10 protein-coding genes are annotated in these 16,310 nt (G+C 55.5%); 2 read left to right on the top strand and 8 right to left on the bottom strand.

The genetic code is table 11. The features are described 5' to 3' along the window. The 6 genes from ltrA to WM94_RS30480 all read right to left on the bottom strand — a co-directional run. On the bottom strand, positions 1 to 816 hold an 816-nt coding region (gene ltrA, locus WM94_RS18525; RefSeq protein WP_371264029.1), incomplete at its 3' end, for a group II intron reverse transcriptase/maturase. A 582-nt stretch (positions 817 to 1,398) separates the two neighbouring features. After that, complete coding sequence (locus WM94_RS18520; RefSeq protein WP_004574778.1) at positions 1,399 to 1,866, bottom strand: hypothetical protein; 468 nt, start codon at positions 1,864 to 1,866, stop codon at positions 1,399 to 1,401. A gap of 2,305 nt (positions 1,867 to 4,171) precedes the next feature. Next, positions 4,172 to 5,095 carry a ParB/RepB/Spo0J family partition protein gene (locus WM94_RS18515; RefSeq protein ID WP_169739405.1) on the bottom strand — a complete coding sequence of 308 codons (924 nt, stop codon included), beginning with the start codon at positions 5,093 to 5,095 and terminating at the stop codon, positions 4,172 to 4,174. 110 nt (positions 5,096 to 5,205) lie between these two features. Further along, the gene (locus WM94_RS18510; protein WP_004574780.1) at positions 5,206 to 6,327 is read right to left on the bottom strand and encodes a ParA family protein; all 1,122 of its coding nucleotides are present in this window, start codon (positions 6,325 to 6,327) and stop codon (positions 5,206 to 5,208) included. Positions 6,328 to 6,763: 436 nt separating this feature from the next. Then, the gene (locus WM94_RS18505) at positions 6,764 to 7,915 is read right to left on the bottom strand and encodes a tyrosine-type recombinase/integrase (protein ID WP_004574781.1); all 1,152 of its coding nucleotides are present in this window, start codon (positions 7,913 to 7,915) and stop codon (positions 6,764 to 6,766) included. Further along, the gene (locus WM94_RS30480; protein WP_169739404.1) at positions 7,912 to 8,583 is read right to left on the bottom strand and encodes a hypothetical protein; all 672 of its coding nucleotides are present in this window, start codon (positions 8,581 to 8,583) and stop codon (positions 7,912 to 7,914) included. Before WM94_RS30480 ends, WM94_RS18505 begins: the two co-directional genes overlap by 4 nt. Positions 8,584 to 9,552: 969 nt before the next feature. Here WM94_RS30480 and WM94_RS18495 point away from each other — a divergent pair. Then, positions 9,553 to 10,578: a DNA-binding protein gene (locus WM94_RS18495; RefSeq protein ID WP_016486991.1), complete on the top strand. Its 1,026-nt coding sequence runs from the start codon at positions 9,553 to 9,555 to the stop codon at positions 10,576 to 10,578. A gap of 112 nt (positions 10,579 to 10,690) precedes the next feature. Continuing rightward, positions 10,691 to 11,152 (top strand): hypothetical protein, encoded by a 462-nt coding sequence (locus WM94_RS18490; RefSeq protein ID WP_016486990.1) that lies wholly within the window; start codon positions 10,691 to 10,693, stop codon positions 11,150 to 11,152. A 49-nt stretch (positions 11,153 to 11,201) separates the two neighbouring features. On the opposite strand, the gene WM94_RS18485 is transcribed toward WM94_RS18490, so the two are convergent. Further along, positions 11,202 to 13,694 (bottom strand): hypothetical protein, encoded by a 2,493-nt coding sequence (locus tag WM94_RS18485; RefSeq protein ID WP_060546687.1) that lies wholly within the window; start codon positions 13,692 to 13,694, stop codon positions 11,202 to 11,204. Continuing rightward, complete coding sequence (locus WM94_RS18480; RefSeq protein ID WP_016486988.1) at positions 13,691 to 16,225, bottom strand: DNA topoisomerase; 2,535 nt, start codon at positions 16,223 to 16,225, stop codon at positions 13,691 to 13,693. The genes WM94_RS18485 and WM94_RS18480 overlap by 4 nt, the downstream gene beginning before the upstream one ends. Between the last annotated feature and the right edge of the window lie 85 nt (positions 16,226 to 16,310).

Below are 16,310 nucleotides of genomic sequence, written 5' to 3'. Positions count from 1 at the left end.
AATGCCCCCCCTGCGTCGCTGCGCTCCGACTGCCCGGCCGGATGGCCGTGGAACAGGTGGCCAGATGGCCGTGGAATGCCTGGCCAGATGAGAGCGGACTGGGTGGCCGGATGGCGTGGAATCCGCACCTTCACTGCCGATGTAGATATTGCAGTCGTCAGCATATCGGCAGAACTTCAACTGCCGCCTTTCCAGCTCTCGATCAAGATCGGTCAGCAGGATATTCGACAGTAATGGGGACAGCGGCCCACCCTGAGGCGTACCCTCGCTGCGGGGTTGAATCACGCCATTAGCCATCATCCCCGCCTCTAAGAAGCGCCGGATCAGCTTGAGTACGCGACCATCCCTCACTCGATAGGCGAGTCGAGCCATCAACACGTCGTGGTTGACCCGGTCGAAGAATTTCTCCAGGTCGATGTCCACTACCCAGTGCTTTCCTTCGGCCACATACTCTTTCGCCTTGACGACCGCATCGAGCGCACTTCTCTGCGGACGAAAGCCGTAGCTGCCATCGGAGAAGGTTGGCTCGAAGATCGGTTGCAGTACTTGATGGAGCGCCTGCTGGATAAGCCGATCCACCACCGTGGGTACGCCGAGTGTTCTAACCCCGCCATTAGGCTTGGGAATGTCCACTCGGCGCACCGCCCGTGGCAGGTACCGATCCTCCAGCAGTGCCGCCTTCACACTTGGCCAGTGCACCAACAGCCAGTCCTTCAGTTCCTCAACCGTCAAGCGATCAACGCCTGGCGCGCCTCGGTTCTTCAGGACGCGCTTGTACGCTCGTCGCATGTTGCTGGGTTCGACCACCTGCTCCATGAGCCGGTAGTCCTCCGATTTCGTTCGCCCAGCCGTCGCCGCAACCCCCTCAGCACCTTGCGGGCTTCTTTCCGGATTCCGTCCGGCCATGGCAGGCAGGCCTCCCGTGTCGGGAGCTTCTGCGTCATCGTGGGTTGTCGAGATCAGCTGTTCTACTCTCGGTATTAATCGTTCAGGCCTTCAGTCTCGCGACCTACTATGCCCTCTGCTGACTTCTGCACAGTCATTCCAGCACCTCGCGGTGCCGGTAGCCCTGACGGGCAACCGTGCAGATCTCCCCGGGTATTGCGCACCCACTTTCACGCTTATGCCTGTCGGATCTACGTCATGGCGTTCTGTGCAAGTATTGGGTTTCGCAGATTTCGGACTGCTTACCCCGCCATGCCGCCTCGTATCCGCTTCCTGTTCGTCAGGCCAGCGATTTGCCTCGGGCTTCCTTCAGACTCGCAGTCGCCCGCGAAACCCTTGCCTCTAGCTAGCACTTCCCCTTGCCGGGTGTGCGGGGGACTTCCACCCCTGAGTGAGCGCGCCCTGCCGGGCGCACCAAAAAAAAACCCCGCTAAGGCGGGGTCGTGGGGTTTATCAGAATCGGAACATTGGATCACCTGTATCCACTGCACCATTCGGCGTTTGGCTGTTTGGCGTTGCAGCATCAGCTGATGGCATTTGCTGGCTAGCTGGCTTTACTTTGGGTGAAACCGAGAGGCTGATGAATGGTGCTCCACCGTCAACGCCTTCCTTACGCCATCCCGCGATCCGCATTTCGTGGTTGAAGCCGAAGCTCCCCGCGTAGTCGGGACCCTTTTCCTTCTTGTCGGCCTCCTTGAAGAGGCTCGCGTTGATGCCACCCACCGACAGCGAATAGAACTTATCGTTCGTACCCTGCTTCTGCTTGACCCAGACGGCTACCTCAAGCTTGAGCTTCTGGTTGCGCTCCTTGTTCAGCGGGAACTCCATGTAGCCGACCATCACAGGTGCTGCGTCAGACGTGCGGTTCTTGTTTTCAAAGATGGTTCCAGAGCCTTCACTCAATACCAGTGCAATAGACATGCGTTTCTCCAGATCTGATTTGGGGGCGTTTACGCCATAGGTTGTACTGCTGATATGCAGCACATGGTTGTGTATCCGCTATGTAACACGTAAACGTACGCTATATGAATCGAATGATAGCAGGTTGTGGTTTGGCTCCGTGAACCTAAAGCACGCGAAGGATAGGACGGTACTCCATTGTGGTGGTACAGGACCTACCTAGGACCTGCTAGCACAAACCGTGGGAATGGGTACTGGCCTATATCCGCTAATCGAGTCAGCCGTGCTCGCTCCCTAGTCAGCCCGGATGATGCCTGTCGGCTTTCCACAACCAGAGCTGACCGTTGGGTTTTGCCGCTAAAGGTTGAGTCGCTTGGGCAGCATCAAACCAGGATCTATGGCCTAGCATGAGACATCTCTTTTCACTGTGAAATGACAGGGACCAACCAGGCAGAGACACACGCCCTGGAACAGCGATCGAGGCGCCCTAGTTTTCACAGTGAAAAGTCTCAACCTTCTCGTGTTTCAAGCCTTGGCATGTGGCTCTGTACCTGGGAAACCTTTTCACTGTGAAAAGCCCGCGAGATGTTGATCGGCCTGCTCGTGTAAATCAGGTCTGGTCAGGCGACGCTTCGTTGATGCTCCGAATGATTGAGTCGCTTGGGAAGCATCAAGCTGTTCCCCCTTGGGGCAGCTCAGGTCTACCTTTTCACGGTGAAATGGTTGGAGCCACTCAAGTGGAGTCATCTACTGGAAAGTAGGTACATGCGTTAACAGCAAAAGCTGAGAGTCGTGGTACTTGGAACTTAGAATCTGGTGACCAGGTTTTCACAGTGAAAACCTGGCATGTCTCGTTCTAGCTGCTCTCGGCCAGTGGCTCTAAGCCGGGGATGCCTTTTCACTGTGAAAAGCTATCCATGATGAGGGTCGACCTGCCGGTGTGCATCAGGTGGGGGCGGAGCGACCGTACTAGCGTTACCCAAACAAGGGCTAAGGCGCTGGGTAGCATCAGCCCAGCAGCTCGGGACTGTTCCTTTTCACTGTGAAATGCAAGGCCCCCTCCGGCAAGACAGCTCTTAAGGTGCAACTGCATCCCATGGCCGGTAGATGGTTTGAGTCACACAGCCTGGATCGGAAAATGAGGCGCGATTTTCACAGTGAAAAAATCAGGCAGGTCGCGTGCTTGCGCCCTTGGCCAGTTGCTCAAGATCAGGGAGAGATCTTTTCACAGTGAAAAGCCCAGCGGGATGCGTATCAGCCTGCCCGTGATAACCGGCTCGCCTCACGACCAAGAACCTGGTTGTACCCAGTGAAAGGCTGCAGCTCTTGGACTGCATCAGGTCCCATTGAGTCGACGTTTGGGTATTCCCTTTCACTGTGAAAGGGCGGCTTAAGCCTATTTGAGGGCGTGGGGGCCTATCCTCGTCATCCCCAATGCTTGCCACTATATGTGGATCGTTCGAGCGCAGATGACGTCCAGGAAAGCTCATGATTTCACTGTGAAAGGGTGGTGATTAAAACCCTCGCCATGGGGTTGGTGTGCTTGCAGTTGATGCGTGGTCATTCACAGTGAAAAGACAGGCAGGCCGAGTGTAGGACTGCCCAGACCAGTCTGAGCAGCTGGTTCGTTCGCCGGCTCATGTTGAGGTGCTTTTCACTGTGAAAGGGTGAGCGGATCTGATCGGCACCGACATCAGCCTGTGGGAGATGCCAGTGATATCGCTCTCGTTGATCTTAGAGCTCAGTTCTGGAGCGCAGCCTGTAGCCGGCAGTCAGGACGGGGCTCCAGTCTCATTGGGAAGTGTGTATGAGAGCTACAAATTCCCCCAGTCGACGCGCAGTGGCTGGAGGCGAGGAGTCGGCCTGGGCGAGGGGCAAGCTCGATGGACCTTTTCACAGTGAAACGGTCTCCACGCGGGCATCTTCGTTGCTGCCCAAGCAGGTAGGACGATGTGCACAGTGGTAACTGTGCAGTGTGCAGTTATCACTGTGCAGTATGCAGTGAATGGTGCGTTGTGCGTGTTGGTTTGAGCAGCAAGATCTTCTCACCAGGCTAATGCCGACTGTTAAGTCAGACGCCTGGTCGCGACACCCTCGATGATGAGTGAAATTTTCACTGAGAAAAGATGCGAGCGATCTGATTTTCACAGTGAAAACTAGCCAACGGAACCTAGAATTTCACTGTGAAAAATAGGAGCTAAAAGGAGAAAACGCAGGATGAGATTTTCACAGTGAAAACGTGAAAAGCCAGAAATATCAGAGGATTAACCGGGGGAGGGCGTAGACGCCACGCCGCCGGAGGACCCGGCGGCGGAGTGGCAGCGAATTAGCTACGAGCTTTGAGCATCTCCTCGATGTAGGCGAGGACCTCCGCTGGATCAATGCCTTTGGGAGGGGTGAGGATCAACTTGCGCCCATCAATACGAGCATCCAATTGGGTGCGCTCTTTATAGTCGATCTGCCGTGGAGGGATTGGTGCTTGAGGAGAAGTCTTGCGCCGGACCTCGCCCTTGGCCCAGTTGATTGCGCTGTCCTGGGACGCACCTTCTTTAATTCGGTTGGCGGCTGCCAGTACGGTTTCAGTATGTCCCTTGTCAGCTAGAGCAACCATCTCCGAGACAACCCTATTACCAATCAGGTCAGGATCTTCTTCCAGCAGTGAAATGACACCCTCAGGCAGCTTGAAATAAGCAAGGCAGCGGCTGATCGTGGCCATGCTACGGCCGACACGGCGGGAAAGCTCTGCCTGGGATTGCACAACCTTGTCATCGAGAAGCTTCTTGTAACTCGCACCTCGCTCGAATTCAGTAAGGTCTTCCCGGGCGTCGTTGTCCGTAACCGACAAGATAGCCGCTTCAGCATCCGACAGATTACGGATGAGCGCGTAGATGTGGTCTTTGCGGAGCAGCTCATGGGCTAGGAACCGGCGCTCACCGGCAATCAGCTCGTAAGTACCGTCCGCGAGAGGGCGAACGATAATCGCGTTGTTGAGGCCTTTATCTTCAATCGTGTTTGCGAGAAGACCCAGCTTCTCAGGGTCGAACTTGCGGCGTGGCTGATACGTGCCTCGGCGTATGAGCGCCAAAGGCAAGAACGTCGCCTCGCCTGGCAAGCGCTCCCCGCTCAAGACTATGTCATCCAGGCTCGGCTCATGTACGTGGTCCGCCTGAGCAACTGGTGCACGCTCAAGCGGCTCTTTTGAGCTGCTGGTTTCCGCATCAAGGTCCATCTCACTCAGCACATCGCTCATCGGCCGGAGGTTGGCCTCCGGAATCACTTTAGGTACGTGAACACCTTGAATGCTGCTCGTACCCTCAGCCGTCGGGATTACGGTTGGTTTGCCAATTGGGCTAGAACTCCTCATTTACCCTTCTCCAAAACCGTTTTGATTCTGCCAACCATTTCCTCAAATACGCTGCGGAACGCCCCCAGAGAGTTTTCGCTACCTTGCTTCCAAAGTGAGAGAGGAACACCGTCTTCCAAGCTTTTCGAGTAGTCCTCGGAGTGGAACAACTGTTGCTCGGTAACCTTGCCGGGGAACAAGCTGGACAAGCGAGCGAGGTTAGCTTGTAGACGTGGGCGGTTGCGCATGTACATGGTGGGAATTGCAACGATCTCTGGGGCCCGGCCGAAATCGGAGCTCATTTCATTGATCTTGTGCGCCAGACGGGAAAGTGCACGGAAGGAGAATTTGTCCATACGGATAGGACACAGCAGGAAATCAGCAGCGGCAAGGCTGTTACGGGAAAGCATAGTTCCAGAGGGTGCGTTATCCATGATGATCACATCATAGCTCGACAGGTCGCAGTGCGGCAGAAGGCCTTTGCGGGCTCGCTCGATGAAGAGTGAATACCGGAAGTCGGCGCCCTGGGCATTCCGTAGCACAACGTCCATGTCGTCCAGAGAATCAAACGCTGGGATGAGGTGAGGGCCATGCTCGCCGAAAGGTTTCTTGATTACCTGGTCAAGCGTCATCTCTGTGAAGTTACCGAGGCGGATCAAGTTGCCGAGATGACCCTCAACAGCTCTATCAGCAGGGAGGCCAAGCTCTACAAGCTCTTCGGTTGTTTGGTCAGGATCATAGCCCAGCATGCTGGACACGTCGGCTTGAGGATCGTTGTCGATGATCAGGGTTTTGAATCCCGCCAAAGCGAACTCGATGCCGATGTTGCAGGTCGTGGTGGTTTTCGCGGTGCCACCCTTCTGTACGTACGTAGAGCAGGTGATGGGGCGGGAAAAGCCTTTAGTGTTTCCATTCCCGCGACGAATCGAGGCGATCAAAAACATGTCAGCGAGCGTGTAGCTACGAACCTCAACGGATCCACGAGCTACACGAGCGATGTTGAGGTCGTTTTCCTTCTCTATGGCCTTGAGGGTCTGAGTGCTTATCATCAAGCGTTCAGCCACAAATTGTGGGGTGAAGGTTAACTGAGTGAAATCAGTGAAAGTGTACTGATCGAGGGGAGTAGCAGCTGCAGTCATGTGATTTACCAGTGCCAAGTAGGTAGGATGACCGCATTCTCATACGAATCCATACGGTCAGACAAGCATAAATGCGTTTCTACCAGATAGAGATAGACCATAAACCGAAGTTTGTCATTAGGTCATATCTCGAAGAACCAGCTGTCAACCGCATGACTGAATTGATAGTTAGACCGTTTTGCGGCATGAAATGTCGAGGGTAGGGCGCTCAGGATTAGGTAAGGGAGAGGCACAAAACAAAGGACAACTAGGCAGGGGGCCTAGAGCGAGCCCCGCGGTTGGCCGGGCATCGAGCGAGGTGAAGTAGGTCACGGAGCTCATAGGTGTGTCGGAGCTCAGGGCTCAGCAGACCTGTGCAGCGCTTGGCGCGACCTCATTCTGCGGCAGCGGCCAGCCGCTCGACCTCGATGCCGGCGGCCTTTGGCCTGCGGCAACACTACCGGTGTAGTCGCGGTGTGCTTAGTGTTTGGACGACCCCTGCATGCAAAGCGTCGTCTTCTGTGTGCAGATATCGGCTGGTTGTTTCGATTTTGCTGTGACCAGCCAGCGCCTTGATCATCACCAGGTCGCCGGTAGCTTTAGCCAGGTGGCTAAAGCACGAGTGGCGGAGCCAGTGTGTTGAGGCCTCTTCAAGCCGGTCGGCTAAATCAAATAAGCTGCGCTCAACAGCGAGGGCTGCAGCGCGATGCATGATGTCTTTGATCGATTTCAGGATGGTGTCGTTATGGGCGCGTTTGAGCTTTGAGTTCGAGGCTAGGAGGAGGGGGGTTGTGTCCTTAACTGGAACCTCACGTGGCAAACCGAACGCTTCGCGATACTGCAGTAGGTCCTCATAGAGATCATCGGATATCGGTACATCTCGAATTTTGTTCCGCTTGCCCAGGACCTCCAACCACAGAACCCCGCTAGCAGAGCGCCTGATCTTGCCCATGGTTGCCCCAGTCGCTTCGAACGTCCGCACACCGGTCATGTAAAACAGGCTCAGCATGAAATGGTCACGGGCCCGTTTGCGTGGGCTTTTGGTCGCTGCAATAGCCTCGAATGCCAAGGCGATGGCAGCCTCGGGCAGCAGTCGCTTGATTGTTAAGTCCACTTCGACCTGTGGCTTTGCCACGAGCGATACGGGGTTCGCTTTCAGGCGTCCACCCTTGATCATCCATTTGTACATGCTGCCAATCTGGATCAAGGCATACTGCTGGGATGCTTTGCTAAGAGGTCCTGCAAATGGTCTCCAGTCTGGGTTCGAGCGCTTGTGCTTTGTAGGCGATACCCAAACCTCAGTCGGCTGGGGGTTATCCATAAAGTCGATGTACTGGTTGATGTCCATCACCGTGATCTGTGAGAGCTGCTTACCCAGGGTGTGCATTGCCCAGAGAATGAACCTCTCCACTTCCTTTTGCATAACGCGCCTGGTCTTCGGATTTTTTCCTTTGGCATGGAGCCACATCCAGGCTGCTTCGATGTCGCTATCCGCTTGGATTACATCGACCTGATCAAAGTCGTCAGCTGACTCGCGATCGAGCAGAGCAACTTCTGACTTGGCCTGGAGGTAAGGAATTCCGTGTACGGCTGGAGAGTTCGTGCTCATCGTATGTCTCGCGTTTTGCCGTTGTAGACAAGGCAGTCGTCAATCTCATCGGGCTCGAACCAGCGCTGCGCCCCTGATGGTGCTTCGCACTGGTACTCTTCCTGTGCACCTCCAGCCGAATCGACGCCTTCCCGTGTGGCGATCACCACCAGGATGGCCCCATACGCTGCAAAGTTGTCGATCTCCCTGTCGACGACAAGCTCGGCGCCGCGGGTTAGGTACCGTCTCCAACGATAGCCGTCGGTATAGGCACCGGCGAAATCGTCGTCATCATCGTCATCATCATCATGATCCCAATTGAAAGGCTTGGGTGTCGCAGCAGGGGGCGCTATCGCTTGAGGCATTTCAGGCGATGCTTCATGGACTGCATTTGTCTTGCGCGGCCGTTTTGTTGGTGGCGCCAGCACTAGTCGAGCTGCCTTAACGGCGGCCTGTTCGTTAGGGCTCAGTGTAGGTAGAGCTCGCGCCAGATCGTCCCATTTACAGTCTCGGTCGTCGTCTGCTGCGATGCGACTCATGTGCTCAGGGCGAATTGACCATCGGCAAGCCACATCTGCCATGCGCCATCCCTTCTGAACGATCAGTTGCTTGAAGTCATCTCGGGACAGTTTCCCCGGGCGCAAGAGCAGCAGCCCACGAGAAATCTTTGCATTTTTGGCTTGATCCACAGCGCAAGTCTTTTGTGGTGAAAGCCCTGATTTTAGGGCCTTTCATGGTGAAATCAAGTGGCTGGATGAGCTAGGTGGACTATGTCCGGTAAGCCCTGAAATGAGCCCAAATAACCGGATCCTCACGCGCTCCTGTGTGAAATCTGACGACGTTAGCCCCTGCGAGTTGATCAGAATCGACGTAGGAGCGGCATTCGAGGGCGGTTCAAACAAACCCTGGACGGCGCTGCGGCTCATGAGCAAGGTGAAGCTGTGCTTTTACTATGTCCTCGGAAGTAATTCTTAGGATGCTTGCGGAACTAATTCCCAGACCATGGCGTTTTTCCTCCAAGTCCACGAATTACTTCCGGCCGTTGGCTGTCATGCCTCGGATCGTGTGGATTGCCGCCGGCGTCCGTCTGCTCGACATAGAGGGCTTCTGCAGGTTTTCTGCAACTGGTCGGACCTTGGCCGGGCAGCGGTCGCTCCGTGCTAAGCTTTGGAGGATGAGCATGGATCGATTCGACGATGGTGCTCCGCGGATGCCATGCCGCTTTGCTTTAGCATGTTTAACTGTGGTTGTGCATTTTTCGCATATATGACTGTGGTTTCGCATTTTTAGCTGACGTAGACACTTGATCTCCAGCGCAAGCAAAATTTCCAGAACCCCTTGTCCATAAGGGTTTAGCGAGAAATCAAAAACGCCTCTCTGTAAAGCCAGCTACTGATAGCGATGGGCTTTTAGAGGGGCGTTTTTTTGCCATCTGAAAAATTCGTGATAATCGGAGATATTCACGAGTTTCGGCTCGCATCGATAGGGATCGTATGATACACAGTACATTTTTGCAGTTTTGGGGGCGTGGGGGTAAGCTCCCCCCTGGGCCGCGCCACCCCGTCTGATGGCGCGACCTAGGCGCAAGCCAGCCTCTCGTCGAGATCGTCGACGCCCAGCCTTCTGACTTTACCTATCTACCTATCAGGTTACGCCTAATGACCAGCACCGGAATTTCATCTGACAAAAGGCTAAGTACGCGGGATCTTGTGCATGTCTACGCGAGGAAGCTACTTGATGCGGGGCGCGAAGTGCGCCAGGCGGATATTCGTGAGTGCATTTACGTCAACCACGACATAAAGGCCTCGCCCAACCTGGTGTACGAGGAGATCAAGAAATTCTGGAGCGAGATAGGCCCTGTCCTGAGTGCCAGGCTGCGAAGACCTGGTGTTCCTGACGCGGTGTGCGAAAAGCTCGATGAGGTCTGGGATGTGGCCCTGAGAGCGGCAGCTGACTCCCATGCGGTTGAGCGTAAAGCCCTTGAGGCGGAGGCCGCAGCCGCCGTAGTTGCGGCAAAGGTGGCGCAGGAGAATGAACGGACTGCTTCAGCGAGCCTTGAGGCCCAGCGCCGAGAGCTGGCCGGACTCATGGCGGACAAGGAGCGGCTGACTGTCCAATTGGATCAGGTGAGCGCTGATGTTCGACAGCTCCAAGCAGAGCTCGCAGATCTCAATGCAAAGCTCGTTACCTCAAGCCAGTCGCATAGCGAGGAAATCAAGCGCCTTCAGGAAGTGCACCACGGTGCAATCGAGCGCACCCAGGAGATGCATCGTGGAGAGCTTGAGCGCCTTCAGGAGCAGCTCAAAGCAGCCAACACGGCGACAGAGACTGCCCAAGCGAAGGCCGAGACCGCCCGGGTTGCCGCAGAGCAGCACCTTGAGAAAACCGAGAACCACTTGATGATGGAGACCGCAAGGGTTCGGGACGATGAGAGAGCCAAAACAGAGAGGGTCAGCAAGGAGTTGCAGCAATCGTTGACGCTGGTTGACCAGTTAAGGATTCAGCGATCGAAAGCCACTGACGAAGCGGCTGAGATGCGTGGTCGGTTAGAGGCTACCCAGCAGGGGCTGCGCGCCCTAGAGGCCCAGAACAAGGAGCTGAGAGAGTTGAACACCACCCTGCAGACTGCCCTGCTGGAAGGCTTGAGGGATGCTAAGGCGGGATCGCTAGCGGCAGACGAATAGTTTGCTATATTGACATTTTGTCAATTTGTCAAGTGTTTGTTGATTATTTCCGATGGATGGTGGTATCTTTGTGATGCATCATTTGGTGCACCAACATAAATGAGGAAATCACATGGAAATCAACCGCAAGACTTCATCGGACACCGACACCAACCTGAAAGCACTTCTGGATGTGTTCGCCCAAAACAACTTCCAAACAGTCATCTTTTTCGCAAGTCCTACCGTCGGTGGATCAGATCATGATGGTCCAGACACGAACTGGCCATTGATGGCGGCCTTGGTTCAGACCCTTCAAGGCAATTATGATATTTACGATGGATTGTTCCTGACCGCAAAACGGTACCCGCGCTACATGGAGGTGAAGAGCTTGCTGGATGCAGCCGTAGCGGTTAGCAACGGGAGCGTCCACTATGCGCCAGCACCGCTGCCGTTCACTGCTGGTAAAACGGAGGAGGACGCTCTTGCTATGATGCTTTCAGTCCAAACCAAGGTGTTTGACCAAGATTCGCGAGCGGATTATTTCAGGCTGCTGAGTCGAGTGACCGAAAAGCAGCTCGCTGAAATGAACTACTGATCATGCCTCCCTGGCTTTCTACGTGACAGCCAGGGAGTCATGGTCAGGGTCAGTAGCTCATAGGTACCAGTTGCATCGGTGCAACCGGAATGCCCACCATCACCACTCCAGGTGCAGCCTCTACAGTGGGCAACTTCTCGGTTCGAATCAGCGTGCTCAATTTCAGTTTAGGGTCGTAGATCATCAGGTCGGCCTCCAGCACGTAATCAAATCCATCCCTTGTCCCACAGATCGGAATTTCTGCCGCTTTCACTGCTGCGCGGATACCTTGCAGCTGCTCAGCTGAGCTGGTTTTTTTCTTCCTAGGTGCAACGAATGCAGTGAAGTTGGCGCCCGCCTCTGCAAGTGCCTTGAGTGCCGCAGCCTCGGCAGCCGGGCTTACCCTCCGCGTTGGCACAGCGTCTGGATCAGGGATAGCTACCGCTACAGGAACGGAAACGTCTGGGGCGTCATTGTTCGGTACAGTGGCAGGGGCAGTACCCTCTTGTTCTGGCGCTGAAGACCCACTTTGCTCGGTTGTATCCGCCAGCAGGGGCTCACTGACCGCGAACGCGCCGAACACATCATCAACATCATCGACGTCATCGTTACCAGGCTGCCCAGATTCCAGATTTAGGAAGTCATCCTCTGGTTCTGCCTCTGGCCCCGGCCCAAACGAGCTGAGCGACAAGCTCTGTAGATCGTCGTCTAGTAGGTCGTCATCATCACCGCCGCTCACGATCGGGTCGTCATCATCCAGTGCCGCTTGCGCTTCAGCTGACATACCAGTTGGAGCGTCGTGCTCGTCGCTGGCCTCGTTAGCCGTGGTGCGGGCTGGCGAGGAGCTTTGATGTTCGTTTGCATCGGTCGTCATAGCACCTGGTTTCGCTCCACTGGTGACAGCAGTTGCAGGTTGACCCTGCTCCACATCAGGCTGAGCTTGTGGTGCTGGTGCTGGTGCTGGTGCTGGTGCTGGTGCTGGCTTCTCTTCCTGCTTGCCGGCGATGTTCACCTTCGCTGCAATCTCAGCGCTGAATCCGCGAGCAACAATCGCACGAAGCGCATCAGCTTCAGTGATACCCAGGTTGTGTGTGAACAATGGGCGCTCGATGTCCAGTTTGGTACCCATGTTTGGCAAACCACTGAGGCCGGCAAGCTCGGGGGTCGTGGCAACTGGCAGTACGATGATGCAAGGCTCCCAGGTAGTCAGATGTGCACCTGTTTGCGCGTTGCGCAATGACACCGAGTACATCGGCAAGAACCGGCTCATGTCGGCATGATTGTGCCGCGAGTACAGCAGCCCTTTTTCTTGGAGTGTTGTCATCAGGTTGAGGGTCATGCGGTAACGACCCTCACCCTCCTCCAACGACCAGCCCATTTTGGCCAAGATGAGAGACCGTAGGTCCTTTTCCCTGATGACGATCAGTCCGTCATGCTTCTGAGCAATTTTGAGTGTGGAGTCTTTGGCCTGGTCACCGGTGCCGTTTACCCTGCCGTACTCCGTGATGATTTCGACGAAGCAGTGATAAATGGCGTTGGACTCGTCCTCAGAAATCTCGTGATCACTCAGTGTCTCTGTGATGCTCGACTCGGCCATGCCGGTCTTCTTGTCTGCCAGGATCAAGAACTCCATGAGGGCTGTCATGCGGTCATCCAGGCTAAGGCCATTGCGGTCAACCGGGAAATCACTTGGGTGGTGGTAATGTGCGATGACCAGGTTCACGGCTTGTCGATCGCGCGCAGGGAGGGCCCAGTATTCTGGGAAGCGAGCAAGAATTCGCGCACCCAGGGCGTCGTGGGAGATGCGGTTGTCATCTTGAGGGGTGAGCGCTCCGCCCTCCTCTTGGGTTTTCACGCTACCGTCGGGTAGGAGGACGTAGGCTTCGAGCTTCCCGATATCGTGCGCCAGGCCCAGAATCGGGATCAGTGGATCAGTAGCGTCAAATCGATATTCCTTGTTCTTCAGGTCGATGATTTTGAACTTGGGCTTTCCACGGGCCTTTATGTAAACCCCGTCGAATACGTAAGTGCCAGCGTCCTCCAGCGCGGTGTCTGCCACGGCCAGACAATGCTCCCAAAGCCGACGATTTCCGTGCCCCCCTTTGCGATGCGATGCGGGGAAGTGAGCATGTGCAGAATAGGTATCCCAGATGGCCCAGAAGAACGCTACATGGGCTGGCCACTTCTTCTCATTGGCGGCAACCCAGGCGAGCACTTTTTTGCTTGCGATAGGTAGTCGCTTTGACGCAGCCTCGACGCGAGGTAAAGCCAAAGTGGGCATAGGAACTTTGCCGAGCGTCGAGCGGGCGCCGTTGAGGATGTTTCCTTTCTTGCCGGCGTACAGCTTGTTCAGTGCAGACAACCTGGTGAACCAGATGAACCAGACACCGATGAACAGGCCGGAAACAACACCCAGGATCCAGTGTGAGACGTTGTAGCCCACCAGAGGCCAGCTATCTAAAAACTCCATAGGAGAGCCGCCGAAGGCCCGGGCAGTGAGCAAAAGCCACCAGAAACCGAACACGATGGTCGTTGCGCGTATGACCTTGTTGTTGGTGTTCACAGAAAAGCTCCGCTGTCTGTCTGGATCGTTGGAGACGGCGCCCCGTCAGAACTGGCTGGTTGTTCCTTCGGTACCGGAGTCCCGTTGTTGTCTTTCAAGGTGTTAGAGCACCCACCGCCCCCCTTCACAAAGCCACTGCAACCCCAGAAAGGAGACTTTTCAGCGTTCCGCAGGTACATAGGTTTGCCGCAGAGGTCACATGGAAATGACTTTGGCCGCTCCACTGGATCGCCGTCGCGATCATTCATCGTGTGGTTGCACTGCTCTCGATCGACGCAAGCCCAGAAGTGCCCTTTGGCCACTTTGATTCTGCGCATGCCTCCCTGACATTTCGGACAGGAAACGAAATTCCCTTTGGAGTCCTTGGTATTCGCCGTCGGGTCGAAGTAGAACTCAACCTTTCCGGTGTCGAGCAGCTTAAGACCGGCCTCGAACTTGGTGGATTTCTTCGGGTTCACAAAGCCCTTGAGCCCAAGCACCACCTTGTCGCGAAGCAATGTTTCTGCTTCTGATACCTTCAACATGCGGCCGGCAATCTCCCGCCATATCGAAAATCCGCACTGCCGCTCGCACATGAACGTTCGGGCCTGGATCTCAACTGCGCCACCACAGGTGGGGCAAAGAGCGCCAAGCTTCTTGACCTGGACACCTGCGTATTTGTTCTTGATGGTGTCGAGGATTTCCGTCGTCAACTCTGCAAGCTCGGACTTAAAAGCGTCCCGCTTGTACGCCCCCTTTTCCATCTGACGGAGCTTGTGCTCCCATTCCCCGGTGAGAACTGGCGACGTAAGGGCATCGATGCCGTTGTCGACCAGGAAACGGTAGACAGTCATCCCCTTTGCACTGGGAGCAAAGTACTTCTTCTGCTGGATGAGATAGGGCTCTTTCTTTCGGCCGGCACCGTCCTTGGTGGATTGGAGCGATTCGATCATTGCAGAGCGCGTGACCGGTGTACCCAGCCCCCGCTCTTTCATCGCCTCACGAAGGTCCTCATCCTCTACCAGGCGCCCTGCCGTCTCCATCGCGCCCAGCAACGTGTCCTCGGTGTACCGTTCTGGAGGCTTGGTTTTGAGCATCTTCAGCTCGATGCCCTGCGGAGTGACTGACTCTCCCTTGACGTACCGTGCGAGCTCTTTCTTGTCGTCGGAGTCACCATCTCGATCGGTTGCGTCTTCGACGATCCCGGCTCCGTAAACCACCATCCAACCTGGGGAGACAAGCACACGGCCAGTCGACCTGAAGAGTTCGTCAGCCACCGTCGTAAGCCGGACAGTCACCGAATACTCAGCCGCTGGATGGAAAACGGCTATGAAGCGCTTGACGATCATGTCATAGATTTTCTGAACGTCCGGCTCTAGGTCCCCTGCTCGCTTTCCGGTCGGAATGATTGCGAAGTGGTCCGACACCTTCGTCGAGTCGAAAATCTTCTTGTTGGGTCGCACCCAGCCTTCATCTAGCACGCGTTGCGCGTGCTCTGCATAGGGGGTTCCTCCAAACATCCCCATGACCTTCTTCGTGTCATTGATTGCGTCATCAGGGAGGTAAGCCGAGTCTGTTCGTGGGTAAGTGGTGAGGCTGAGCTCCAGGTAGAGCTTCTGCGCAATCTCCAGCGTGTAAGCTGCAGAAAATCCAAGCTTGCGGTTCGCCTCGCGCTGCAGTGAGGTGAGGTCGTATAGCTTGCCAGGGCCTGTCTGGGCAGGCTTGACTTCATCCACCACACTGCTCGGTGCTACTCCAGAGCACTTGCTGATCAGAGCATCCGCTTTTGCTCGATCCATGATCCGGTGCTGGGATCCGCCCCTCGCCTCGGAGGGCTGTGGTGCCACCCACTTGCCGGTGTATTTACCAGCGGCCACCCCAAAACTGCCGTGCACTTCCCAATAGGGAACCGGTCGGAAGGTTAGAATGGCCAGCTCCAAAGCACAAACCAGGGACAGCGTTGGGGTCTGCACGCGGCCGAGCGGGAAGATTTCAGCTTTGGCTGTCTCACGCTCGTAGAGGCGGGAAATCCCCCGACTTGCGTTAATGCCTACGATGTAGTCGCCCTCGCCTCGTATCTCTGCCGCCATTGCAAGGTTGTCGAAGTCAGCGCCGGGCTGCATATTCTTGTATGCCTGTCGGATGGCGTCATCGACCATGGATCTCATCCACATCCGAAGCATCGGCTTTGTGCACCCAGCCATCTTGTAAATGAGCCGAAAAATCAGTTCACCCTCGCGGCCGGCGTCACACGCGTTCGCTACAGCAGTGACATCCGGGCGCCGCATAAGGCGTTGAAGCACGTTGTAGAACTTGGCCTTGGGCTCGATGACCCTCAGGTCGAATTGATCAGGGATCACTGGCAAATTGCCGATGTCCCGCCCGGCCTTGGCCATTTCCTCGGAGTGGATTTCAACCAGGTGGCCGGCCGCGGGGGCAAGAATTGCGTTCTCGCTCTCAAGCCATGTTTCCACCTTACTGAAGCCCCCGACCGCTTGCGCGATAGAGACCGCTACGGTTGCTTTTTCAGTGATGATCAGTGTCTTGCCCATTGCGGCTTAGTCTTCCAATACAGAATTTGATTTCTTCCTCAGCTGCCGGCTGTGACTGATGGCTGAGAAACAAAAAAGCCACCGA

It is taken from the genome of Pseudomonas sp. ABFPK, assembly GCF_001586765.1.
GTDB classification, from domain to species: Bacteria; Pseudomonadota; Gammaproteobacteria; order Pseudomonadales; family Pseudomonadaceae; genus Aquipseudomonas; species Aquipseudomonas asiatica.
Note: the sequence above shows the minus strand (reverse complement) of the source record. Positions and strands in the feature narration are given on the sequence as shown.